Genomic DNA, 23,976 nt, shown 5'->3' with positions numbered 1-23,976 from the left:
CAACGAAACTGGGGCGCGCCGGTTCCGGCCGGTCAGCGGGCTGAGGGGAACTGAAATTCACGAGGAACGCCGGACTCGTTCTCAACCGAAAGGGTGGCAGTCGCCTCCTTTTCGACGATGGTTAGCTTCGGTGCGGGTTCCTTGTACCAATAGACCCAGTTTGTCACGCTCCGTCTCGCTCCCGGCGCACCCACCATGTCGCGCGCGAGCAAGCGATCGCCCGATCTTGAAAAGACAACGAGCTGATACGGATTCCAAAGCATCACATGGGAAAGCCCGACTACATATTTCAGATCGGGCGAAATCCAGATGTATGTCAGCGCCGGCACGGGGCGGCGAAACAGTTCGGTCCCCATCGTGGGGTCGCGCAGGCGCAAATAGGAATAGTCATTGTCCGCTGTGAAAGGATCTCTTGTCGACGAGATCATCTTCCATCGTGCATTCTGGCTTGCGCCGCCCCAATCGTGATGATGCTCCGCGCGAAGCGTACCTGCCTCAACCGAGAGGTCGACAACTCCGCGATAGCCGACCATATCCGCCCGAGCCGGAATGGCCATGAGAACCGACAGCCCGAGTACTATCCGCATGATCATGGGCGACAGTTACCACAACTAACAGCTGCTGCCACTTGGGTCTGAACATTTCCACGAACGAAGGCCTACCCGTCGAGCGTCACTCCGTTGTGCTGACTTGCCAGGTCGCATGCCGCACGCCTGGGAGATGCTGCAGATCGGTCGCGACCGCGTTCAGCTCGTTCGGGTCGACCGCGCTCGCAACCAGCCTGGCGGCGATCTCCAGAATGTCCTCGCTGATCTCGGCGACTTCGATATCGGCCACCGCATATTTCGCCGCCTCGAGCTTGTCGACGAGGCGGTCGCGCATGTCGGGCAATGCGTCGGCCGCCACCGCGAGCTTGAAATAGTAGGTCGCCTCCAGCGCCTTCTCATTCAGCGGGATGCGGTTGATGGCGTTGACCAGCGGGCGCAGCATGGTGTTGCCGGCGATGACGAACACGGTCAGCGCGGCCGCCTGCGCGACCATGTCGGCGCCGGCGCAGGAGCCGACCGCGGCCGAGGCCCATAGCGTCGCTGCCGTATTGAGGCCGCGCACGTCCATGCCCTGCTTCATGATGACGCCGGCGCCGAGGAAGCCGATGCCGGAGACGACGTAGGAGATCACCCGCACCGCGCCGTCGGCGCCGGTCAGGTGCATGGCGAGATCGACGAAGGCGGCCGCTCCCACCGCAACCAGCACGTTGGTGCGCAGCCCCGCGGTGCGTTGGCGGTACTGCCGCTCGGCGCCGATCAAGGTGCCCAGCACGAAGGCCGTGGTCAGGCTGATCAGCGTGTCGGCGAAATCGGCAAGCTGGAAGGTCGTCAGAAAGCGCATGAATTGAGCTGCCGTAGCGTGGGCAAAGGCGCGCTCTTCGCGCGACGTGCCCACCACTTTTGCTTTGCGGAGAGAGATGTGGGCACGGCGCAAGAGCGCCTTTGCCCACCCTACGGCCTGAAGGATGACAGTTTAAAGCTCGAGCAGACCGCCGTCCCCATTTTCGTCGGCAAACGCCAGCAGCGTGCCTTTGGCGTTCCAGGCGAGCGCGGCCACGGGAGGCGTGCCGTTGCGACGGACCAGGATCTCCGCGCCGTCCTCCATGCGGACCATCAGCACGGTGCCGTCGCTATAGCCGGCGGCGAGGATGTCGTTCTTGGGATGACAGGCGACCACGGAGACGCGCGCCTGCAGCGGCGCGAGCATGGCAGGCTCCTTCCCCATCGGACCCTCCTTGCTGCCGAACGGCCAGATGATCACGGTGTCGGCGCCCGAGGTCGCGAGCCCCTTGCCGCCGGCGCTCCAGGACATCGAGCGGACGCGGCCGGGATAGCCGGTCATGCGCATGTGCCTGTTGTCGGCAAGCCGCCAGCCGTGCAGCGCCGGCTCGTGCATCGCTGTCACGAGAAACTTGTTGTCGGGGCTGAAGGTGACCGCGTGGTGCGAGCCGGCCCAGGGCAGGAATTCGGCCGATCCCGCCATGTTCGGAAACCACAGCGTCACGCCGTTGTAATGCGCGATTGCGACCCGCAGACCCTTCGGCGCGAAGGCAAGGCCGCCGACGGTCGAGGGCACGTCGAGCGACTTCTCCTCGGCCTTGCCGCTCTTGACGGTCGCGGTCTTGCCGGCGGACCAGGCGAAGGCGCCGTCGGCCTGCAGCGCCACCGCGTCGATCCAGCGCCGCTTGGGATCGGTGGCGAGCAGCGTCACCTCGCCCTTGGCGTCGAGCGAGACCACCTTGCCGTCGTCGCCGCCCATCACGATGCGCTTGCCGTCGGAGGCGGTCGAGAGAATGCCGCCGCCATGCACGGCGACCGTGGTGATCTCGCAATTGGCATCGACGAATGCGACGTTCTCCTCGCCGCCGACAAAGACGGCGCGATCCCTCAGGAAATGCACCGAGGTCACGGCCATGCCGAGCGCAACAGGCTTGACGCGGTCGGTGACGGAAACGATCGAAGCGGAATCGGGAGCCGGCGTAAACTCTTTCATCACGAGACGATGCAGCTCTCAAAGCCCTTGCGGATTGCCTCTTCGGGCAATTCGCGGCCGATGAAGACGAGGCGGCTCTCGCGCGGCTCGCCATCCTTCCACTTCCGCTGGTGGTTGCCCTCCAGCATCATGTGGACGCCCTGGAAGACGTAGCGGTCGTCGTCGTCGTGGAAGGAGAGGATGCCCTTGGAGCGCAGGATCTTGCCGCCCTCGACCTGCACCAGGTTCTGCAGCCAGGGCATGAACACGTTGGGATCGAGCGGCTTGTCGGTCTTCAGCGAGAGCGACTGCATGTCCTCGTCGTGATAGTGCTTGAGGCCGTGACCGTGATGATGGTGATGATGGTCGTGGTCGTGATGGTGGTGATGATCATGGTCGTGATCATGATCGTCGGCCTCGAGGAAATCCGGCTCGATGTCGAGGATGCGGTCGAGATCGAACGCACCGCGATCGAGCACGTCGGCCAGCGCCACCGAGCAGCGCTCGGTGCGGTGCAGCTTCGCATAGGGGTTGATGCCGCGGATGCGCGCCTCGACCTCGGCGAGCTCGCCCTTGTTGACGAGATCGGTCTTGTTCAGCACGATGACGTCGGCAAAAGCGATCTGGTTCTTCGCCTCGGGCGCGTCCTTGAGCCGGTCGGACAGCCATTTGGCGTCGGCGACCGTCACGACCGCATCGAGCCGCGCGTTCTTCTGCACGTCCTCGTCGACGAAGAAGGTCTGCGCGACCGGCGCCGGATCGGCAAGACCGGTGGTCTCGACGATGATGGCGTCGAACTTGCCCTTGCGCTTCATCAGGCCGTCCATGATGCGGACGAGGTCGCCGCGCACGGTGCAGCAGATGCAGCCGTTGTTCATCTCGAACACTTCCTCGTCGGCGCCGATGATGAGATCGTTGTCGATGCCGATCTCACCGAACTCGTTGACGATGACGGCGTATTTCTTGCCGTGGTTTTCGGACAGGATGCGGTTCAGCAGCGTGGTCTTGCCGGCTCCGAGATAGCCGGTCAGCACGGTCACGGGAATCTTCTGGGAGGTCGCTTCAGACATAACAACTCCGGACTTCAAGGCTTTTTCGCGCGACGCGAGGCGGGGTGGCCCCTGCCCTAGTGGTCAAGCGCGCTGGTCAGGGCCTTTATATTGTGCCTGACCATGTCAATGTAAGTGGGTGCAGGCCCCTTTTCGCCGGTCAAACCGTCCGAAATCAGGGTCCCGCCGACCTTGGCCCCGGTCTCGGCCGCGATCCGCCGGATCAGGCGATCGTCGGTGATATTTTCAAGGAACACGGCCGGGATCTTCTGGGCCTTGATCTGGCCGATGATCGCGGCGATATCGCGCGCGCTCGGCTCGGTTTCCGTGGAGACGCCCAGGGGCGCGATGAACTGGATACCGTACTCGGCGGAAAAATAGCCGAAGGCGTCGTGGGTAGAGATCACCTTGCGCCGCTCGGTTGGGATCTTGCCAACGGCCTCGCGGACCTCGCGGTCGAGTGTTTCGAGCTTTTCCAAATAGGCCTTGGCCCGGTCTTGGAAGAACTCCGCGTCGTCAGGAGCGGCTACGGCCAGCGCATTGGCAATGTCCGTGACGTAGATCTTTGCGTTGGGAATGGACTGCCAGGCGTGGGGATCAGCGGCCGAACCTAATTTCAGCGGCGCAATGCCGGCGCTCGCGGTGATTACCTGCGCCTTGCTGCCCGCTGATTGCACGAGGCGCGGCAGCCAGCCCTCCAGCCCGAGCCCGTTGACGATGACAAGCTTCGCCGCCGCGACCCGCTTCGCATCGCTAGGGGCCGGCGTATAGACGTGGACGTCGCTGTCAGGCCCGACCAGCGTCGTCAGGTTGATGCGGTCACCACCGACATTGCGAACGAAATCGCCGAGGATCGAGAAGCTCGCAACGACGTTGAGCCGCTCCGCGGCCTCAAGCGGCGAGGCGATCAGCAACAGTGCACAAAGCAGGATGAGCCGCATCGTCATGCTTCCAGATGCCGGCCGGGAAATAGCTGCCGGACGATGCCGCCGACGCGGCCGAACAGGACGGAGACGATGTAGAGCACCGTCGCCACCAGAATGATCGCGGGGCCTGAAGGCACGCGGGTCTGGAACGAAAGCACGAGGCCGGCATAGCCGGAGACGGCAGCGGCCACCACGGCGATGCAGATCATCGCGGTGAGATCGCGCGACCAGAACCTTGCGATGCCCGCGGGCAGGATCATCAGCCCCACCGCCAGCAGCGTGCCCAGCGCCTGAAAGCCGTTGACGAGGTTGATGACGACCAGCGCGAGGAAGGCGAGATGGGCCGGGCCGCCGGCCCGGCTCACGGTGCGCAGGAACAGGGGATCGACGCTCTCGATCACCAGCGGGCGGTAGATCACCGCGAGCACCAGCAGCGTCACCGTGGCGTTGAAGGCGACCACCAGCAGGGTCTGGTCGTCCATCGCGAGGATGTTGCCGAACAGCACGTGCAGCAAGTCGATATTGGTGCCCTTGATCGAGACGATGGTGACGCCGAGCGCCAGCGAAGCGAGATAGAAGGTCGCGAGCGAGGCGTCCTCCTTCAGCCCGGTCGAGCGTGCGACCACACCGGCGAGGATCGCGACGGCAAAGCCGGCGATCAGGCCGCCGGCCGTCATCGCGAACAGATTGAGGCCGGAGAGCAGGAAACCGACGGCCGCGCCGGGCAGGATCGCATGCGCCATGGCGTCGCCGACGAGGCTCATCCGGCGCAGCATCAGGAACACCCCGATCGGCGCGCCCGCCAGCGCCAGCGCGATCACGGCGGCCAGCGCCCGCCGCATGAACTCGAATTCGGTGAACGGACCGATCAGCGCGTCATAGAGCATCGGAGTTCAGGCCGCCCGCGAGCTGATATCATCGGCCGCGCAGGCCGCCGCGCTGTCGTCGAATGCCTCGCACATCCGCATCGCGACCAGCAGGTTTTCCGGCGTCAGCACCTCCGCCGTCGGTCCCCACGCGACCGGGCCGCGCGCCAGCACCAGTGTTTCGGCGAAATGGTTGCGCACCATCTCCATGTCGTGCAGCGCGGCGAGCACGGTGCGGCCCTCGCCGTGCCAGCGCTTCACCAGCGCAAGCAGGTCGGTGGTGGTCTTGCTGTCGATGGCGTTGAAGGGCTCATCCAACACGATCAGGCTGGCATCCTGGAGCAGCACCCGCGCGAACAGCACGCGCTGCATCTGGCCGCCGGAGAGCGTGCCGATCGGGCGGTTCTCGAACCCGCTGAGGCCAACGGCTCCGATTGCGCGGAGTATCTTGTCGCGCGCGGCCTTGCCGATGCCGCCGAACAGGCCCGTGCCACGCCACAGCCCGGTGCCGACGAAATCGAACACCGAAATCGGGAAGCTGCGGTCGATCTCCGCACTCTGCGGCAGATAGGCGATGTCCCTGCTGTCGAGCCCGCCGAGATGGATGCTGCCGTCGAGCGGCCTCAGGATGCCGACGATGCCGCGCAGCAGCGTCGACTTGCCGGCGCCGTTCGGACCGATCACCGCAACCAGCGCACCCGGCGCGATCTCGCCGCTGAGATGATGCACGGCGGGGTGCCGGTCGTAGCCGAGCGTGACATTGTGGAAATGCAGCGCTGCCATCCTCACCTCATCGCCAGCAAGACGATGCCCCACAGCACGGCACAGACGGCGAGCGCGGCCGCGAGACGGCCCGCCATGGTCATGCGCAGGATCGACCAGGGCGCGGCCTGGGCGGGGTGCGGCGAAGCCGCATCGTGGACATGGGCGTGGGTGTGATCGTGCCCGTGCGAATGCTCGTCGCCGTGACCGTGGGAGTGGCCATGAGCATGGTCGTGCTGGTGGGCGTGGGACGCGGCGGGAGCCATTTGCAGACGTTATATTATAACATTACGCCTGTCCACGGCTGGACCGACATCCCGGCTCAGGGCTTGCCGATCACCATGGCGATCGCCGCTGCCACGAACGGGAACGGCACCGAGACGGCGCAGCGGAACCAGACGAAACGGGCGGGCATGAACGGGATCTCCCACAAGATCACCCGCTGGAAGGCAAACAACGCCCAAGCGACGACATAGGCGACCACCTGCGGCATCCCACCGCCCGACTTCAGCGCCACGGTGCCGATGGAGAAGCCGACCACGGGGCCGCCGGGCGTGGCTGCGCCGGCGACCACGGCGGTGGCAACCCCGAGCCAGCCGCTATCCGGGCCGAGCCAGCCGGTGATCACCTCCTGCGGGATGATGGCGGCGATGTAGCCGGAGCCGATCACGCCGAGCGCAATCCGCGGCACGATGTTGACGAAGTCCATCGTGCCTTCGCGCAAGGATGCCTTGAACACCGGCGCGCCGCGGCGAAAGGCGATCAGCCCGACGCCGAGCACCGAACCCCACAGCAGAACGTCGATCAGAAGCGCTGCGCTCAACTCTCGTCGTCCTTCGCGAGGGGCTTCGGATAGAGCCTGATGTAGACGAAGCGGCCGAGCGCGCCGGCGAGCACGGGCAGCGGCAGCGAGATCAAAATCCGCCACAGCGTGAAATCGGTGCCCATGATCGGGATTTCCCAGGCGACCGCCCGGCCATAGCCGATCAGCGTCCAGCTCACGACCATGGCGATGGTTGCGCCGAAATCGGCGCCGACCGCGAGGAGTGCGCTGGCGACCGGATAGGCGGTGAAGGGACCGCCGGGCAGGATTGCGCCGAAGGCGGTGCCGATCAGCAGGCCCATCAGCCCGGATTTCGGCCCGAGCGAGCGCGAGACTTTCTCGTGCGGCAGGATTTCCGAGATGAAGGCGCCGAGCAGGCAGCCGGCGAGCACGCGCGGCAGGATGCCCGAGAACAGCGAGAGATCGTGGGTGAGTATGTCCAGAACGCCGTCGGTGCCGTCGCGCCGCCAGACCAGTGCCGCACTCACCGCCACCAGAGCTGCGATGATGATGGTCGACCAGCCGATCGGCTTGCGGACCCGGCCCGGCCGCGGCTCGGATTCCGCGTCGCCGCCAGGCGCCGGATTGTTCGGGGAAGGTTCTGACAACGGGCTGGGTCGCTCGAGGATGATGCCCGCCCTGATTAAGGGCCGTGTTCCCCCGATGCAAACGGTACGATGACAGACCCGTGCGCGCTCGGCGCAGGGCAATTCCGCACAGCAAAAAAGGCGGTCGCGCCTGCGACCGCCTTTGTTTCTGTCATTCCGGGGCGACGCGTCAGCGCCGAGCCCGGAATCCATCGGGCGTCACCCGAACGGACAATGGATTCCGGGCTCGCGCTTTCGCGCGCCCCGGAATGACATCGTCACGCCTTCTCGAACAGGGACTCCACGTATTCCCAGTTCACGAGGTTCTCGACGAACGCCTTGAGATAATCAGGGCGGCGGTTGCGATAGTCGATGTAGTAGGAGTGCTCCCAGACGTCGCAGCCGAGGATCGGGGTGGCGCCGTGCACCAGCGGATTCTCGCCGTTCGGGGTCTTGGAGATCTCGAGCTTGCCGTTCTTGACCTGGAGCCAGCACCAGCCGGAGCCGAACTGGCCGACGCCGGCCGCCTGGAAGTCCGTCTTGAACTTCTCGAAACCGCCGAGGTCCTCGTTGATCTTCTTCTCGATCTTGCCCGGCAGCTTGGTGCCGCCGCCATTGGGCTTCATCCAGCTCCAGAAATGGATGTGGTTGTAGTGCTGGCCGGCGTTGTTGAACACCGCAGGGTTCTTGCCGAACGAGCCCTTGACGATCTCTTCAAGGGACTTGCCTTCCCATTCGGTCCCCTTGAGCGCGTTGTTGCCGTTGGTGACGTAGGCCTGATGATGCTTGTCGTGGTGATATTCCAGCGTCTCCTTCGACATGTACTGGCCGAGGGCGTCATAGGCGTAAGGAAGTGGGGGCAGCGTAAAGGTCATGGCTTCTTGTCCGCAACTGGTGGGGAACGAGTTCTAACGGTCACCCCTTATAGAAGGTTCCGCCGCCATTAAATACCTCAGAATTTGCGAAAAGGCGTGACGGGGCGCGCCGTGCCCGAATGCACAAATTGATCGCAATCGGCCACCGTCGATCAGGCCTGCGGGCCGTGGTAAAATATCATTGCCTTTGAAGCGCTTAAGACAGAACAAGCGCGCCACGAAACGGAGCTGTGGAGGACCACGCCATGAGCATCGAAATCGACATATTGAACGGCGACGCTTCGTGGCCGATCGCGGAGCCGCTGCTTCAGGCGGTCTGGGCACCGCAGTTGGTCGCAGGCAAGCCCTGGGCTCACGTCAAATGGGCCAATGCCGATCTCCGCGTGCTGCTCGAGACGCCCGAGGACGGTCTCGTCTGCCACGTCGGCATCTACTTCCGCACCATCACCTGGAACGGACAGAAGGTTCATGTCGGCGGCATCGGCGGCGTCTCCACGCGCGAGGACCAGCGCGGCCGTGGCTATGCAACCACGGCTATCGAGGCAGCGGTGCATACGATCCGCGCCAACGAGGCGGTCCGTTTCGCCCTGCTGGTCTGCGAGCCGCACAACGCGGCCTTCTACCAGGCCCGGAGCTGGCTGCCCTTCAACGGCGAGGTCTATTGCGAGCAGCCGGAAGGGCGGATCCGGTTCACCTACATGGCGCCCTATGTCTTCCACATCGTGCGCGCACCGACGCTGGGCACGATCGACCTATGCGGCCTGCCGTGGTGAGCCCTGCATGAGCCAGGGCTGCGCCGGCCGCCTCATTCTCTTATAATATGTCGATCATCATTTAATATTCCGCCCGGTGAACATGACGATCGACGCCCCCGCAGATGCCGTCCCGCCGGTTGCGCCGGTCGCCTCCCCCATCGCAAGCCTCCTGACCGCGCCGATCCTGCCGACATTGCTGCGGCTCGCGATCCCCAACATGATCGCGATGGTCGGCAGCACGCTGGTTGCGGTGGCCGAGACCTCCTATATCGGCCGGCTCGGCACCATCCCGCTCGCCGCGATCGCGCTGGTGTTTCCGTTCGCGATGCTGACGCAGATGATGAGCGCCGGCGCGATGGGCGGCGGCGTCTCCTCTGCGATCAGCCGCGCGCTCGGCGCAGGGGATCGCGACCGCGCCGCGACGCTGGCGCTGCATGCCGCCATCATCGGCCTTTGCGGCGGGCTGTTCTTCACGGTGATGATGCTCGCCTTCGGTCGCTCCTTCTTCGCGCTGCTCGGCGGACGCGAGCGCGTCCTCGAGGAGGCCAGCGGCTATTCACAGGTGCTGTTCTCCGGCGCGGTCGCGATCTGGCTCGTCAACACGCTGGCCTCGGTGATCCGCGGCACCGGCGACATGCGCCTGCCTTCGATGACGTTGATCGGGACGAGCGTGCTGCAGATCGTGCTCGGCGGCACGCTGGGCCTCGGGCTGTTCGGCGTGCCGCAACTCGGCATGCCGGGGGTGGCCAGCGGCCAGCTGATCGCGTTCAGCTGCGCCGCGCTGTTCTTCCTCTGGTATCTCCTGTCCGGCCGCAGCCGGCTGCCGCTCGATCTCCGCGCCTTCCATTTCGAGCGCGCGATGTTCCTGGACATTCTCAAAGTCGGCGCGGTGGCCTGCCTGTCGCCGCTTCAGACCGTGCTCACCATCCTGATCTTCACAAAGATCCTCGCGACCTTCGGCACCGAGATGCTGGCCGGCTACGGCATCGGTTCGCGGCTGGAATTTCTGCTGATCCCGATCACCTTCGCCTTCGGCATCGCCTCGGTGCCGATGGTCGGCATGGCGATCGGCGCCGGACATGTGAAGCGCGCGCGGCGTGTGGCCTGGACCGCGGCTGCGGCCTCAGGACTCACGGTGGGCCTGATCGGCCTCGCCGTTGCGCTCGCGCCGTCGCTGTGGGTGGGGCTGTTCACGCGCGATCCCGGCGTCACCGCCGCCGCGCACAGCTATTTCCACTGGGCCGGTCCAGCCTTCGTGTTCTTCGGCATGGGCGTGTCGCTCTACTTCTCCTCGCAAGGCGCCGCACGCGTCGGCGGGCCCGTGCTCGCTTCCACGGCACGGCTTCTGATCGTCGCGATCGGCGGCATCGGACTGATGACCGCGCAGGCTCCGGCCTGGACCCTGTTCGCGCTGGTCGGCGGCGCCATGGTCGTGTTCGGGCTCTCGACCGCTGCCTCGGTCGCTTTCGCGCGCTGGGGCAAATGATCGCAGGCAAAATGTTCGGGCAACTGAACGCAGGAATGTGATTCCATCAGGCGTTGCGCGCGCTCGATTTGCTGCTATGGAGGCGCCTCCATTCCAGGGCTCCTCTCCATGACATTCAGATTCGCCGCTCTCACCGTCATTCTGGCTGCGCTGATCGGTGCGCCTTCCGCTTATGCGCAGAACGCCGAAGGGACCTGGCTCACCCAGGCGGGCGATGCGCGCGTCAAGATCAGCAAATGCGGCGGCGGCATCTGCGGCCACATCGTCTGGCTGCGCGAGCCCATGGACACCGCGACCGGCCAGCCCGCCACCGACAGCAAGAATCCCAATCCCGCGCTCGCCAGGCGTCCGATGATCGGCCTGCCCTTGTTCAGCGGCATGGAGCCGGCGGGACCGAACAAATGGTCGGGCCAGATCTACAATGCCGACGACGGCGGCACCTATGCGAGCAACATCAGCCTGACTGGCGCGGACGCGCTGCGGGTCGAAGGCTGCGTCGGCGCGCTCTGCGGCGGCGAGACCTGGACGCGCACGGGCCGCTAACCCGCTGCCATCATCGCCTTCAACGCCGTCGCCGCCGAGGCATAGCCGCCGCGCGCGCCGTCGATGAAATGGACGTGATCGCTGCGCAGTGCCGACGGCGTGAAGCAGGTCATCATCGCGGCGTCCTGCCGATGCAGGCCGTAGCGCACGATGCCTTCGCGCGCGGCGGCTTTGAGACGATCGTTCAACGCGCGCTCGAGCTGCGGCGTGCAGTCCAGTATCATGCGCAGGCCGTCGTCATATTTGCGGAAGTCCGAGTTCTCGACGACCTGGCGCTTGTAGAGGCTGGGCACGAAGCCGCCGATCTTGATGTCGAAGCGCATGATGAGATAGGCGAACAGCGTATAGGCCAGCACGCTGGCTCTGCGCGCGAGCAGTGGCCCCCCGCGCCTGGTGCGGGCCTCGAATTCCACGCCCTGCGGCGGCCATTTCAGCGGCGGCCCCTGCGGCGGCACCGGGCGCCCGCCCTCCGGGCTGCGCTCGACGAGATGGATGATGTCCTCGATCACCTTGCGGAAGGCCGGCGGATCGACGCCGCGCGCCGGCATCACCAGCACCGACAGGATCAGGCCGCGCGCAGCCGGCATCACCTCGAAACGACACGACAGGCCCGAGAGGTCCGGCTGCGTGCCGGCGGGCGCCTCCTCGACGGCAAACTCGCCGCGCTTCATCGCGGCGTCGGCCCAGGCGAGCCCGCCGCCCGAGAACATCGCATAGGACAGATTGGGCGACGGCCCGAACCGGGCGACGCGCACGTCGAGGCCCTGTGCGCGAATGACGCTGACCGGCACCAATGCGACGCGCATGGTCAGATCGAGGTCTTCCCGCACCCAGGTCGCGGTCGCCGCCAGCGCCTCGCGGGCAAGCTCGACATCGTCAGGCGCGACCGCGAAGCTGGCGCCGTCGCCGCCGAATACGAAGGGGAATTCCCGCCCCTGCAGCGCATTGGTCACCGCCGCGATCACGGCGGCGCCCGCCATGTTCACGGCCTTGTAGCGCTGCGCCGCGATCGCCTTGGTCGAATCGACGATATCGGCCACACCGATGCTCCAGTCGTCCGGCAGCGGCGCATAGAGTGTGGGATCCATCAGGCTGGTGAAGCCTCGGAAGACGGGAATGCCGCCATAGAAGGACTCGCCTGAGCTCATCGGGATTACCGGATGGTTGGAACGCGAAACAAAATACGTGGCAGGATCGATCCGGGTTCGCTGGCCGGCACCCGCTTTCGATCATTGGCCGAAACCGGCCCGGACAACAAGATGCGGCCGCGTTGCAATGGCGCGACGTATCATTGATCGGCATCAAACGACCGCCCGGGGAGAGCGGCTATCGACGGTCGGCTCCAAGAGGTTGAGGGCCGCCGGAATTTTCACACGAACGAATCGACTTGCCGAAGCAGCGGCCGTGAGCGGCTAGTGCAGCTGCTCGTCCTCGCGCTTGCGCAGCCGGGATGCAGGGACATCGTGGCAGCCGACGAGACGCACGAATTGCTGCGGATACATCTCGTGACCGTGAGCGCCGGAATTCTGATGCGACATCGGCGGACAGCGAACCTCATCCGGCTTTACACGGACTGGCTCCGTCAGGGCCCGATTTGAAGCGGTCATGTTTGAAGTGGCCATCGACTGCTCCTCTTCGACTAGGGCAGATCGATTGACGTAACCCAATCGATTGCGGGGCATCTTACGACCAAATCCGGCTGGCTGTCATTGCGCCCGATCAACGTAATTGTGGCAGCCGGGTTCCGCTTACGCCGTGTTCCCGGCATCGATGGTGAACACGGTACCGGTGACGTTGCGGCCGCCGTCGCCCAGAAGGTATTCCACCATGCGCGCGACGTCGTCCGTCTCCGGCAACCGGCGCAGCGCGCTGCGGCCGGCGATGCGCTTGCGGCCTTCGTCGGAGAGAGTGTGCGTCAGCTCGGTGTCGATGAAGCCCGGCGCGATCGCGTTCACGGTGATGCCGAGCTTGCCGACCTCGCGTGCGAGCGAGCGGGTGAAGCCGGTCGCGGCGGCCTTGGTCGCGCCGTAGACGGACAGGCCGTTGTAGCCTGTCGTGGCGATGATGGAGGAGATGTTGATGATGCGGCCGGCGCCGTCAGCCATCATCTGCCGGGCCACATATTTGGTGAGGATGATCGGCGACAGCACGTTGAGCTGCACCAGCGCCTCGATCTCGGAATTGTGCATGGTGGCGAGCAGGCCTTCGGTGCCGAGACCGGCATTGTTGACGAGGCCGTAGATCGGGCCGAATTCGTCGCGCACGAGCTTCGCGAAAGCCGGGATCGCATCGATTACGGCAAGATCGCAGGCGCGGAAATGCAGGCGGCCGTCGGCGGCAGCGATGGCCGCGTTGAGCTCGTTGCTTTCGCGCCGCGCCGCCGCGATGACGTTGAAGCCGGCGGCGACCAGGCGCTTGCCGATCGCGAGCCCGATGCCGCGGCTGCCGCCGGTGACGAGGACGTTATGCATCGGTGCGCGCCAGTTTTCCGGCCGGGGTGACGTCGAGCGCCTCGACGAAGCGGAGCACCGCCGGCACCTTGTGGGATGCGAGCTGGGCGCGGCACAGCGCGAGGATCTGGTCGCGGATCTCTTTCGCGCGCGCAGGATCGGTGCCCTCAGCGAGGATCACGTCCGCGACGACGATGCCGCCGGTGATCGGGCTCTTGCGCGACTTCGCGCGGGACATCCGCACGTCGGGATGGCGGTTGATCACCGCCTCGATCTCCTCGGGGTGGACCTTCAGCCCGCCGATATTGATGATGCCGCCGCGGCGGCCGACGAAATAATAGCGGTCGCCGCGCAGCTCGACGATGTCACCGCTGTCGACAAACCCGTCGTCGTCGGTGAGCGCGGCGGCATTGCGGCCGATATAGGCATGGGCCGTGCGCGCCGAGCGGATGCGCAGCGAGCCGTCGACGACCTTCATCTCGACGCCGTTGCGGTTGCCGAGATAGTCGGCCGGAAAGCCTTCCAGCCCGTCATTGACGGCGAAACCAACGCCGGCCTCGGTCGAGGCATAGGCATGGCCGACTGACGCATTGGGAAATCCCGCCTTCAGGCCGTCGAGCACGGCCTGGTCGGCGATCTCGCCGGAGAGGCGGACGTAAGCCGGGGCGAATTGCGCGGCCGAGCCACTCATCAGGAGCTTGCGCCAGTGCGAGGGCGTGCCGGAGATATGCGAGACATTGCGCGCCTTCAGCCGCGCGACGTGATCGGCGAGCGCCTCATGGGGATCGGATAGCACCAACGAGCCGCCGGAGAGGATGGCGCGGAGAAAGATTTGCAGGCCACCATAGCGGCGGATGTCGTAGAACGTCGCCCAGACCGGTGCAGGTCCGCGTGCGGGGGCTTCGGCGACGATCGCGCCGGTCAGCGCTTCCAGCGTATGGCCGGCGATCTTTGGCACGCCCGAGGTGCCCGAAGTCAGCATCAGCCACTCGGTGGCGCGCTCGGTCCTGGCCGGCGCGGCGGCTTGAAGCGGCAATTGCGCGGTGACGATCAGCGGCACGTCGGACGCAGCCCAGCGATCGGGCTCATCGGTGACGACAGCATCGATCCCGGCGTCCGCAATCAATGCATCGAGATGCGCCGGATTGAGGTCCGGCGGACACAGCAGCATGCGGCGGGCGATGCCGTCGAGCTCGATCATGGCAAGGCCGGACCGGAGCTGGTCCGACAGCTTGAGCAGCACGGCGCGGCCTGACAATTCGTGCAGCCGGCCGCCCAGAACCGTGTGCGACAGGATGTCGGTCAGCGACACGACATCGTGCGCATCGGAGATGGTGCGGCCTTTCAGCTCAGCGCCGAGATGGTCGCGAAGCGCAAAGATCTCACGCGGGGACATTTTCGTAGGCCCGCACGAAATCGCCCACCGTGGCGGGGAACGCAGCGTCCTCGGAAATGGTGAAGGGGTCGACGCCGGTCTCGTCCTCGAGGCGCGCGACCAGGATGGCGAAGGCGAGCGAGTCAAAACCCGTCTCATGCAGGGACAGATCGTCCGAGAGGGCGGGAAGCGTGACGTGCTGCTCCTTGGCGATCTGCTGGATCGCTTCAATGACCTTTGATCTTACCGACATGGCTGGCTCGCTTTTGTTATCGATCTCGTTGTTGCGGCGGCTCTTGATGACCGCCTCCCCATGGCGGTCTGTTTACCCGACAGAAGTAAATGGCTTCTTGGACAATTCAGATAAAATTGGACCTATCTCTCGATTTCGGTTGCTCTACAGCCTGATCGTGCCGCCCGCGATTGCCGCATACGCCTTCTCGTCCAGCGAAACGTAGGCGCCGGATGTCGGATCGAGCATGAACAACGGATCGGAGACCGCGGCCGGGTCAAACCCCTCGCGAGCCAGCTCGCCCTTCTTCTGCTTGAAGGTCTCGGTGGCATCGAGCTCGCGCGAGATGCGGATGAAGAGCGGGCGGGCGTAAACCGGCAGGCGCTGCGCCAGATGGGCGGGCAGCGCGCTGATGTCAAAGCCCTCGTTCACGACGATCGCGCTCATGCCGGCCCGGCCGTCGGCGCCGGGAACGCTGACGCCATAGGTGGTGGCATCGACCACGCCGCTGAAATCGCGCACCGCGTCGTTCACCTCGGAGGTCGCGACATTCTCGCCCTTCCAGCGGAACGTGTCGCCGATACGATCGACGAAATGGAAGAATCCCTTGTCGTCCATCCGCATCAGATCGCCGGTGCGGAACCAGGCATCGCCCTTGGCGAAGACGTCGCGCAGGATCTTCTTCTCGGTCTCACCCTCGTCGGTGTAGCCCTCGAACCGTCCCCCGCCCTCGTCCGCGGTGCCGATGCGGCCGATGGCTTCGCCGGCCTCGCCGCGGCTGCAGGCGATGCAGAAGCCCTCGTCATTGCGCAGCGGCGCGCCGCTATCGGGGTCGAGCTTGACGAGACTGGCAGGAAAGCGGTGCGCGAGCAGCGGCGGGATACGGCCGATGGCGCCCGGCTGGCCCTCGACGTTGAACAGCGAGAAATTGCCTTCGGTCGCGGCGTAGAATTCGAGGACGCGCGGAATGGCGAAGCGCGCCTGGAAATCCTCCCAGATGTCGCCGCGCAGGCCGTTGCCGCAGGCGAGCCGCAGGCGGTGCCGGTTTTCGTATTCCGAGGGCGCGGCCTTGAGCAGATAGCGGCAGAGCTCGCCGATATATTGAAACAGCGTGCAGTCGTGCTGGACGATGTCGGACCAGAAATGCGAGGCCGAGAATTTTTCCGCAATCACCACCGAGCCGCCGGCGGCCAGCATGCTGCACGGCGCGACGATGCCGCCGACCGAATGGAACAGCGGCAGACAATCGTACAGCCGATCCTGCGGCGTCGCGCCGGCGAGGCCGGCGAACCAGAAGCCCCAATTGAGGATACGGCGGTGGCTGATGCTGGCTGCTTTCGGCAGGCCAGTGGTGCCCGAGGTGTAGATCAGCAACGCACGGTCGTCGATGGTGACGTCGCCATGCTCCTCCGAAGCGAGCGGGCCGTCATCAAGAACGGCAAGCGCGTCATCGATCGCGCGCTCGCCGCGGCCATCGCCGTGCGTCCAGACCTTGGCCTGCGCCTTCAGATGAGGCGCCGCGCTGTCCAGCATCCCCGTTAGAGCATGCGCAACGATGAGATGCGACGGCTTTGCCACGTCGAGGCAGTGCGCGAGCGATGGCCCGACGAGCTTAGTGTTGATCAGCGCGACCACGCCGCCGACACGGCTGATGCCGAGCCAGGCCGCGACATAGTCGATGCCGTTCGGCATGATCAGCGCGACGGTGTCGCCCTTGGCAAGGCCGACCGAGCGCGCCCAGCGGGCGTAGCGGTTGATCCTCCTCGACAGGCCTTCGTAATCGAGGCTTGCCTCGTCCGCCACCAGCGCAACGCGGTTCGGTTGGCGCTGCGCCCAATCGTCGATGACATCAGCGAACAGTCGGCCCGGCAGCGTTTCGATCCGCGCGGTGAGCTCGATCGCCCTCAACCAGATCTTGGAAGCCGACGGTGCGCGCGCGGCTTTCGGCTGCTCGATGACGCCGGTGGTCATATTGTTCACTCTTTCGGGCGGTCTGCGGTTTCCGGCAGCTTAGCCCGCGCGCCCTGACCCAGGCGTTAAGAGACAAGGTAAAACCCGGTTAGGGCGCGATTAACCGTCGTCGGCAGCGCGCAGCCAAGGTCGCGCCCGCCGGCAGCGCGCCGACGCGTGTGACCAGGTCGAAAGAGCAAAGAATGCAGAATGTCGCGGGCTTGGGCCCGGCTGACTCACCTAGTGCACCTTCTTGGGACGCCGGCGCGGCGGCGGCGGCGATTCGTTGAAGGCGTAATAGGGATTGAGGTCGCAGGTCGCGGCAAGGCCCGAGGCCGTGGCGCGGCACTGTTCCAACGAGGTGAATGAGCAGTCGAAATAGTCACTGCCTCCGCCACCAGGGCCGCCACCGACGTAGCGGTGCATGCAGACGGGATAGGCCGGATCGTATCGCTGCGCGCTGGCATCCGCTGCGCCCAGCAGCGTGAAGATCGCGGTAAGAGTGAGGAATGACAAGCGCATGGGGAAATCCTCGAATAGTGACGTCGCTTCATATGACACATCATCTCGTCGTTCGCGACTGTTCCTCGGGCCAATTGACGTCAAGTTGAGTGGGACGCGCAGCGCCAGAGCCGATGCGCGCCGAACGGTTTGACGACCCGGGCGGCCCCCGGTCGGAACGATGCTGCGAAGCGGCGCTAGCCGCCGAGTCCCTGCAAGACGAGCCGGTTCAGCCGCGCCGCGAACGCTGCCGGGTCTTCCGGCAATTCGCCGTCCAGGATCTGCGCCTGTTCGAGCAGGAGCAGGCTGAGATCGTCGACGACCGTCGAGCCAGCCTGCGCCTTGGTGACCGCGGTGACCAGCGGATGGCGCAGATTGATCTCGAGGATCGGCTTGGTCTTCATGCCGCGATTCTGCTGCGACAAGATGCGCTCGAGCTCGCGGCTCGGGCCCTGGCTGTCGGCGACGAGGCAGGAGGCCGAGCTGGTGAGGCGCGTCGAGGCCTTGACGTCGCTGACGCGCTCGCCGAGCGCGGCCTTGATCACGGCGATGGTGGCGGCTTCGTCCGCAGCCGGCTCGTCCTTCTTCGGCTCGTCCTTTTCGTCGATACGCGGGATCAGGTCGAGGTTGAGATCGCCCTGGCTCAGCGACTTCAGCGGCTTGCCCTCGAACTCCGAGGGCATCGAGGTCCAGAACGCATCGACGGGATCCGACAGCAACAGCACCTCGATGCCGCGCGCGGTGGCAGCTTCCAGCCGCGGATTGGACTTCAGCCGCTCGATGCTGTCGCCGACGAGATAATAGATCTCGGTCTGGTTCGGCTTGAAATCGCCGATCACCTGCTTCAGCGACCGCTTCTCGCCCGACGTGGTGGTGAAGCGCGACAGCGCGAGCAGCTTTTCGCGCCGCTCGAAATCCTCGTAGATGCCTTCCTTCAGCACCGCGCCGAAGGCGTCCCAGATCTTGGCAAAATTCTCCGGATCCTTCTCGGCGAGGCTTTCGAGCTCGGATACGACCCGGGTCGCCACGGCTTTGCGGATCTGCGCCAGCTGCGGATTGTTCTGCAGCATCTCGCGCGAAATGTTGAGCGGGAGATCCTCGCTGTCGACGACGCCGCGGATGAAGCGCAGGTACCCCGGCAACAGGTCGGCGTCATCGGTAATGAAGACGCGCCGGACGTAGAGCTTTACCCGCCCCTTGCGGTTCGGCTCGAACAGGTCGAACGGCTTGGTCGAGGGCGCAAACAGCAGCACGGCGTAGGAGTAACGCCCTTCCGCGCGATAGTGAAGCGTCATCGCGGGATCGTCAAAGGCGGAGGCGATCTGCTGATAGGCCTTCTTGTAGTCGTCAGCCGTCAGTTCGGATTTGGAGCGCTGCCACAACGCGCTCGCCGAATTGATCTGGCGCGGCTCGCCGTCTTCGGGCACCAGCTCGATCGGAAACAGGATGTTGTCGGAATAGGCGGTGACGATGCGCTCGATCTCGTAGGTCTCGAGATATTTCTTGGCGTCGTCCTTCAGGTGCAGGACGATCTCGGTGCCGCGCGTCACGCGCGCCGTCTCCTCGACGCTGGCACGGGCGATCTCGAAGCCGGAGCCGCCCTGGGAGCTCCAGGTCCAGACGTCGCTCTCGCCGGCGCGGCGGCTGATCACGACGATCTTATCGGCGACCATGAAGGCGGAATAGAAGCCGACGCCGAACTGGCCGATCAGGCCGAGCCCGTCCTTGGCCTCTTTCAGCTTGGACACGAACGCCTTGGTGCCGGAGCGGGCGATGGTCCCGAGGTGGTCGATCAGCTCCTGCCGCTCCATGCCGATGCCGTTGTCGGCGATCGTGAGCGTCTTGGTCGTCTTGTTCGGAATGATGCGGATCTTGAGCGCGTCGCCTTCGCCCAGCAGGGCGGGACTTGCGATGGCCTCGTAGCGCAGCTTGTCGCAGGCATCGGAGGCGTTGGAGATGAGCTCGCGGAGGAAGATGTCGGTTTCCGAATAGACAGAGTGCACCATCAGGTGCAGCAGTTCGGAAACTTCGGCCTGGAAAGGCTGCGTATGCACAGCCGTATCTGACGTCGTCATGCGCTTACCCGGTCAAACAAAAGGGAGGGAACCCGGATATAGCGCGATGCAACGGCGGATCAAGAGGATGTGAAGTCTGGGTCCGCCAAGCCACCCTGGCGGCGCGGGTCAGGTCACGCAGCGACCGGGCTGGAGCAGCCTTGCGACCTCGGTCAGGGAGCTGACCATCGGCTCACAGGCGATCGTCGGCTTGTTGCGGGGCTTCTTCTGGTTCTGGAGCAGCACCGGCGACTTGGCATTGCCGGTCTCGATGACGGCGGGGACCCTCAGCAGCACCGACGTATCGGCGAGGTCGTTCAGGCGCATCGACACCGTCCGGGTGGGCACAGCTGCCGGCTTGATCTCGGCGAGCCGGTCTGCCTTGGCGACACGATTGACGTTGTGCCCCGGGGCGATGCTGGAGCTGTGGCTGGAGATCTCGCCGACCGCCTGCCAGCGGTCGGCGAGATCGTGGCCGGAGGCCAATTGCACGGCACCGAGCGTCGCGGCGATCGCGATGGCGCTCAAAAAAACCTTTTGAATCTGTGACATGGCTGTCGATCCCTCGCCCCATGGCGATCGCGGGAACAACTCCGCCGAAGGACCGGGGGTTCTTGGCCGTTACGATCACTTAACCGTGTGCGAAAAATGCAGCAGACCGGCAAAATATTTCGCGACGTGTGGAACGACTTTAGCGCACGGGAGTCGTCTCAGCAGCCGGCTATTCCCCCCTGCCCCATAAGCCGGCGACGTAGGGCGCGACTGTGGTGATGCCAGTCGCGCCTTACTTTTATCTGGCGTCTACTTCGCCTTTGCCGGCGAGCCACTCGCGCCCTTCCCTATAGAGCTTCTCGACCTCAGTGCCGGTGAGGCCCGGCATGTCGCGCTTGACCTTGTAGCCGATCAGCTCCTGCATGTAGGCGAGGTGGCGGTAGCCTTCGGGGAGTGCAGCGAGCGCTGTCTGGTCGAGGCGAAGCGTCGCGGCGGGATCGACCGGATCGATCCGGTCTTTCTCGTAGATCGGCTGGCGGCGGACGATGCCCCATTTGCCGGTACCTGATTTGTCATGCCGCTTCTCAAGGAAATCGTAGAAGCGTCCGGTGCAAACGACGTCGCAGAGCACGTCGTGCACGAGGCCGCGCTGCGAGATCGTCATCTTGGTCTGCGCGATGGCCCGCTCGCCGGCGAGATCGATGCTGGTGCCACCGAGGAAATGCAGGATGCGCACCCCCTTGGCAAAACCCTCCTGGCTGACGCGCATGAAATCCCGTGCCGGCCCCTGAAACCAGGTCGCGGACATCCAGCCTTCTTCGTGCCAGACCGTGGCAAGCGCTCCCAGTCGCCGGCATCGCGCCACACCGCCCAGTTCTCGACGAGGTCGCGGATGGCGAGACGGTCGAGGAGTTGCTGATCCATGGGCCCGTCTCCGATTGGCGTGGTCGCACGCGCAGCTGCTGCATCAGCTATGGGCGGCGAATTCAGCGCCCGTCAAGCGGGCGGGCGGCATGAAAAATCCGGCGTGCCTCGCGGCACGCCGGACCAAACTCGCCAATAGGCAAGCCGCTAGCGCTCTGTTACGCCGCCGGCGCCTTCGGCGTACGGTTGCGCGAGTTGCGCTGGAAGAACAGGGCCTGGCTCGCCACCGCCGACACCATCGCGGGCTGGAACGGCTTTGAGATCAGGAACGCCGGCTCGGGACGCTCGCCGGTGAGGAAGCGCTCCGGGTAGGCGGTGATGAACACCACCGGCACTTCGAAGGTGCGCAGCAGCTCGTTGACGGCGTCCAGGCCCGACGAGCCGTCGGCAAGCTGGATATCGGCGAGGATCAGGCCGGGTCGCCTGTTCTTGGCAAGCGCCACCGCATCGGCATGGGTGCGGGCGACGCCGACGACGTTATGGCCGAGATTCTTCACGAGGCTCTCGAGATCCATGGCGATGAAGGTCTCGTCCTCGATGATCAGCACGTCGGTGGCGATCTCGGCGGCCATCTCGCGTCCGGCTGCGTCGGCAAGACGGCGCGTCTCGGCGACGTCGGTGCCGAGAATGAAGGCGACTTCCTCTTCGGAAAAGCCCTCGAGCGAGAGCAGCAGGAAGGCCTGTCGCGGCAGCGGGGTGATGTTCGACAGCCGCCGCTCCGGTGGCATCGGCAGGGTCGTCACCTCGGCATCGTCATTGATGGAGACCGAATTCCAGATCTGGGTGAACAGCCGGAACAGGCCGGCCCGGGGCCCATGGCTCTCGTCGAGCACCGAGGGATCGCCCAGCATGGCTTCCAACATGGCGGCGACATAGGCGTCACCGGAGGCCTGGCTGCCTGTCAGAGCCCGCGCGTACCGGCGCAACAGCGGCAAGTGTTCAGCAACTACCTGTGAACGGGACATCCCCACTCCATTCGTCTTCGGGCCAACCTTGAGGTCCAATCCTGAGGTCAGGCATCACGCGGGGGGCCCAGGTTCCCCTGCTGGGCTGTCTACGCCTCACCTCAACAAAAGTTCCGCCAAGCTGGGAACTTTTTGGCGCAGCTGGAATTGTGCCTATCCAGGGAACGGCTCCCGGTTGAGAAAACTTCTCGATTTTACAGTCACTTAACTCGGGGAAACGTGGAACAGGTCATGAAAGATCTCAAGTCTCAAGCCAGCAGAAGCACGACCCCCGGCAAGGGAGGCCTCACTCCGGAAATTCAATCCCGGATTGGGCACCAGTTGCGCGCCATGTACGACGATGTCGTACGACAGGGGGTTCCAGATCGGTTCGCAGAACTGATCAAGAAGCTTGATGCGCCGGGAGCGTCACCCCACGTGGAAAATGAGGGCGGATCCAACGACAACAACAATGGGAGGGATTAATGCCTCTCACGGACTCCCTGCGTAACGACATCTTGGCGGCCGTGCCCAGTCTGCGCGCCTTCGCCATCTCGCTCAGCGGCAATGCGGACCGCGCCGACGATTTGGTCCAGGAGACGCTGCTGCGCGCGCTCGCCAACATCGACTCGTTCCAGCCCGGCTCCAACCTGCCGGCCTGGCTGTTCACGATCCTGCGCAACCTGTTCCGGTCCGACTATCGCAAGCGGCGGCGCGAGGTCGAGGATGCCGAAGGCAACTATGCCAAGACGCTGAAGACCCAGCCTTCGCAGAATGCGCATCTCGAATTCGAGGAGTTTCGCACCGCGCTCGACAAGCTTCCACAGGATCAGCGTGAAGCCTTGATCCTGGTCGGCGCGTCCGGTTTCTCCTATGAGGACGCGGCCTCGATCTGCGGCTGCGCGGTCGGCACCATCAAGAGCCGCGTCAACCGCGCCCGCTCGAAGCTCGCCGCGCTGCTCTATGTCGACGGCGCCGAGGATTTCGGCCCGGACGAGACCGTGCGAGCCGTGATCGGCGGCAGCGGCGGCTGACCGCCGGCGTCAATCGAACCGGGACGAGAGGAAGACGGCCGTTTCCACGGCCGTCTTCGCGCGCGCGTCCGACGCTGATGGCATCGGGCTCACGGCGCGCGATCACACATCCACGAAGGTCGCGGTCTCGGCCACGCTCGCCCGCGAGGTGCGGTAGCTGTTGACCTTGTGCGCATGGTCCGCATAGCCGAACGAGATGCCGCAGACGACGCGGCGGTCGCCGGGCAGATCGAAGTGGCGGCGGATCAGTCCCGAATGCCGCGCCAGCGCGGCCTGCGGAATGGTGCCGAGCCCGAGCGCCTGCGCCGCCAGCATGAAGTTGGAGACATAGGCGCCGCAATCGATCGCACCATAGATGCCGAGCGGCTCGTTGGTGTGGATGATGGCGACATGCGGTGCGCCGAAGAAATTGTAGTTCTCCAGCGCCTGCTTGGCGTAGGCCGCCTTGTCACCGCGGGCGATGCCGAGCGTGTTGTAGAGCTGGAAGCCGCTCTCGCGGCGGCGATCGAGATAGACGCCGGCATATTCGCGCGGTGGCGTGAAGTCGTAATCATCGCCGAGACCCTTCGAAGCTTCGGCGTAAATCGCCTTGCGAAAGCGCTCCTTGGCCTCGCCGCTGGCGATGATGATCTGCCAGGGCTGGCTGTTGCACCAGGACGCCGTGCGCTGCGCGGTCGCCAGCACGTGCTCGATGATAGCGCGATCGACCTCCTTAGGGAGAAAGGCGCGAACGGAGTAGCGCTCGTTGAGGAGCTCTTCGAGCACACCGATGCGGTCGTTTTGTTTCACTTGTGCGTCCATCACTCAGCTCGCCCTTTTTTCTTCTGG

At 65.0% G+C, this 23,976-nt stretch carries 27 protein-coding genes and 1 pseudogene; 5 read left to right on the top strand and 23 right to left on the bottom strand.

Annotated elements, in window-relative coordinates; all coding sequences use genetic code 11:
- Positions 1-32: 32 nt before the first annotated feature.
- The 11 genes from N2602_RS05250 to N2602_RS05200 all read right to left on the bottom strand — a co-directional run bounded on the left by N2602_RS05250 (position 33) and on the right by N2602_RS05200 (position 8,408).
- On the bottom strand, positions 33-593 hold the full coding sequence (locus tag N2602_RS05250) for a hypothetical protein (protein ID WP_260381974.1): 561 nt from the start codon (positions 591-593) through the stop codon (positions 33-35).
- 79 nt (positions 594-672) lie between these two features.
- Positions 673-1,389: an MgtC/SapB family protein gene (locus N2602_RS05245; RefSeq protein WP_172785015.1), complete on the bottom strand. Its 717-nt coding sequence runs from the start codon at positions 1,387-1,389 to the stop codon at positions 673-675.
- 132 nt (positions 1,390-1,521) lie between these two features.
- A complete protein-coding gene (locus tag N2602_RS05240; protein ID WP_172785230.1) occupies positions 1,522-2,541 on the bottom strand; it encodes a WD40 repeat domain-containing protein in 1,020 nt (339 codons plus the stop codon).
- Positions 2,541-3,590, bottom strand: coding sequence for a GTP-binding protein (locus N2602_RS05235; protein ID WP_260381973.1), 1,050 nt, complete (start codon positions 3,588-3,590; stop codon positions 2,541-2,543). The genes N2602_RS05240 and N2602_RS05235 overlap by 1 nt, the downstream gene beginning before the upstream one ends.
- A gap of 56 nt (positions 3,591-3,646) precedes the next feature.
- Positions 3,647-4,510: a metal ABC transporter substrate-binding protein gene (locus N2602_RS05230; protein ID WP_260381972.1), complete on the bottom strand. Its 864-nt coding sequence runs from the start codon at positions 4,508-4,510 to the stop codon at positions 3,647-3,649.
- Positions 4,511-4,512: 2 nt separating this feature from the next.
- Entirely contained in the window at positions 4,513-5,382 is an 870-nt protein-coding gene (locus N2602_RS05225) for a metal ABC transporter permease (protein WP_212254067.1), read from the bottom strand.
- 6 nt (positions 5,383-5,388) lie between these two features.
- Positions 5,389-6,144 carry a metal ABC transporter ATP-binding protein gene (locus N2602_RS05220; protein ID WP_260381971.1) on the bottom strand — a complete coding sequence of 252 codons (756 nt, stop codon included), beginning with the start codon at positions 6,142-6,144 and terminating at the stop codon, positions 5,389-5,391.
- Between the two features lie 2 nt (positions 6,145-6,146).
- A complete protein-coding gene (locus N2602_RS05215; protein ID WP_172785020.1) occupies positions 6,147-6,389 on the bottom strand; it encodes a hypothetical protein in 243 nt (80 codons plus the stop codon).
- Between the two features lie 56 nt (positions 6,390-6,445).
- On the bottom strand, positions 6,446-6,946 hold the full coding sequence (locus N2602_RS05210) for a hypothetical protein (RefSeq protein ID WP_172785021.1): 501 nt from the start codon (positions 6,944-6,946) through the stop codon (positions 6,446-6,448).
- Positions 6,943-7,554 (bottom strand): permease, encoded by a 612-nt coding sequence (locus N2602_RS05205; protein ID WP_172785022.1) that lies wholly within the window; start codon positions 7,552-7,554, stop codon positions 6,943-6,945. Before N2602_RS05205 ends, N2602_RS05210 begins: the two co-directional genes overlap by 4 nt.
- 257 nt (positions 7,555-7,811) lie before the next feature.
- Entirely contained in the window at positions 7,812-8,408 is a 597-nt protein-coding gene (locus tag N2602_RS05200; RefSeq protein ID WP_172785023.1) for a superoxide dismutase, read from the bottom strand.
- Positions 8,409-8,653: 245 nt separating this feature from the next.
- Here N2602_RS05200 and N2602_RS05195 point away from each other — a divergent pair, with 245 nt between their 5' ends.
- The 3 genes from N2602_RS05195 (at position 8,654) to N2602_RS05185 (ending at position 11,192) form a co-directional block, all read left to right on the top strand.
- Positions 8,654-9,181: a GNAT family N-acetyltransferase gene (locus N2602_RS05195; RefSeq protein WP_260381970.1), complete on the top strand. Its 528-nt coding sequence runs from the start codon at positions 8,654-8,656 to the stop codon at positions 9,179-9,181.
- Between the two features lie 82 nt (positions 9,182-9,263).
- Positions 9,264-10,649: an MATE family efflux transporter gene (locus N2602_RS05190; RefSeq protein ID WP_260381969.1), complete on the top strand. Its 1,386-nt coding sequence runs from the start codon at positions 9,264-9,266 to the stop codon at positions 10,647-10,649.
- Between the two features lie 108 nt (positions 10,650-10,757).
- Positions 10,758-11,192 (top strand): DUF2147 domain-containing protein, encoded by a 435-nt coding sequence (locus tag N2602_RS05185; RefSeq protein WP_172785026.1) that lies wholly within the window; start codon positions 10,758-10,760, stop codon positions 11,190-11,192.
- Here the strand turns inward: N2602_RS05185 and N2602_RS05180 are convergent.
- The 11 genes and pseudogenes from N2602_RS05180 to N2602_RS05130 form a co-directional block, all read right to left on the bottom strand.
- Positions 11,189-12,340: a DUF3095 domain-containing protein gene (locus N2602_RS05180; RefSeq protein WP_260381968.1), complete on the bottom strand. Its 1,152-nt coding sequence runs from the start codon at positions 12,338-12,340 to the stop codon at positions 11,189-11,191. The genes N2602_RS05185 and N2602_RS05180 overlap by 4 nt on opposite strands.
- A gap of 264 nt (positions 12,341-12,604) precedes the next feature.
- On the bottom strand, positions 12,605-12,814 hold the full coding sequence (locus N2602_RS05175; RefSeq protein ID WP_172785028.1) for a hypothetical protein: 210 nt from the start codon (positions 12,812-12,814) through the stop codon (positions 12,605-12,607).
- A gap of 126 nt (positions 12,815-12,940) precedes the next feature.
- Positions 12,941-13,663, bottom strand: coding sequence for an SDR family NAD(P)-dependent oxidoreductase (locus N2602_RS05170; protein ID WP_260381967.1), 723 nt, complete (start codon positions 13,661-13,663; stop codon positions 12,941-12,943).
- Positions 13,656-15,038, bottom strand: a complete 1,383-nt coding sequence (locus N2602_RS05165; protein ID WP_260381966.1) for a class I adenylate-forming enzyme family protein — start codon at positions 15,036-15,038, stop codon at positions 13,656-13,658. The genes N2602_RS05170 and N2602_RS05165 overlap by 8 nt, the downstream gene beginning before the upstream one ends.
- Positions 15,025-15,270 (bottom strand): acyl carrier protein, encoded by a 246-nt coding sequence (locus tag N2602_RS05160; protein ID WP_015688794.1) that lies wholly within the window; start codon positions 15,268-15,270, stop codon positions 15,025-15,027. The genes N2602_RS05165 and N2602_RS05160 overlap by 14 nt, the downstream gene beginning before the upstream one ends.
- A 144-nt stretch (positions 15,271-15,414) precedes the next feature.
- A complete protein-coding gene (locus tag N2602_RS05155) occupies positions 15,415-17,229 on the bottom strand; it encodes a long-chain-acyl-CoA synthetase (RefSeq protein ID WP_260381965.1) in 1,815 nt (604 codons plus the stop codon).
- Positions 17,230-17,439: 210 nt separating this feature from the next.
- Complete coding sequence (locus N2602_RS05150) at positions 17,440-17,721, bottom strand: DUF3551 domain-containing protein (RefSeq protein WP_260381964.1); 282 nt, start codon at positions 17,719-17,721, stop codon at positions 17,440-17,442.
- A 176-nt stretch (positions 17,722-17,897) separates the two neighbouring features.
- Positions 17,898-19,775 (bottom strand): molecular chaperone HtpG, encoded by a 1,878-nt coding sequence (gene htpG, locus N2602_RS05145; RefSeq protein WP_260381963.1) that lies wholly within the window; start codon positions 19,773-19,775, stop codon positions 17,898-17,900.
- Between the two features lie 108 nt (positions 19,776-19,883).
- Entirely contained in the window at positions 19,884-20,306 is a 423-nt protein-coding gene (locus tag N2602_RS05140) for a hypothetical protein (RefSeq protein WP_260381962.1), read from the bottom strand.
- 238 nt (positions 20,307-20,544) lie between these two features.
- Positions 20,545-21,170 (bottom strand): annotated as a pseudogene (locus N2602_RS05135) (nuclear transport factor 2 family protein).
- A gap of 158 nt (positions 21,171-21,328) precedes the next feature.
- Positions 21,329-22,135, bottom strand: a complete 807-nt coding sequence (locus N2602_RS05130; protein ID WP_172785067.1) for a response regulator — start codon at positions 22,133-22,135, stop codon at positions 21,329-21,331.
- 231 nt (positions 22,136-22,366) lie between these two features.
- On the opposite strand from N2602_RS05130, the gene N2602_RS05125 reads away from it, so the two are divergent.
- Both N2602_RS05125 and N2602_RS05120 read left to right on the top strand, forming a co-directional pair.
- Entirely contained in the window at positions 22,367-22,600 is a 234-nt protein-coding gene (locus N2602_RS05125; RefSeq protein ID WP_025032292.1) for a NepR family anti-sigma factor, read from the top strand.
- Positions 22,600-23,148 (top strand): sigma-70 family RNA polymerase sigma factor, encoded by a 549-nt coding sequence (locus N2602_RS05120; protein ID WP_018316216.1) that lies wholly within the window; start codon positions 22,600-22,602, stop codon positions 23,146-23,148. The genes N2602_RS05125 and N2602_RS05120 overlap by 1 nt, the downstream gene beginning before the upstream one ends.
- A 102-nt stretch (positions 23,149-23,250) precedes the next feature.
- On the opposite strand, the gene N2602_RS05115 is transcribed toward N2602_RS05120, so the two are convergent.
- Positions 23,251-23,949: a nitroreductase gene (locus N2602_RS05115; RefSeq protein WP_212254054.1), complete on the bottom strand. Its 699-nt coding sequence runs from the start codon at positions 23,947-23,949 to the stop codon at positions 23,251-23,253.
- Positions 23,950-23,976 lie beyond the last annotated feature (27 nt).

This window comes from Bradyrhizobium sp. NC92 (assembly GCF_025200865.1).
Classification (GTDB): domain Bacteria; phylum Pseudomonadota; class Alphaproteobacteria; order Rhizobiales; family Xanthobacteraceae; genus Bradyrhizobium.
This window is presented reverse-complemented; position numbering and strand designations above follow the sequence as displayed.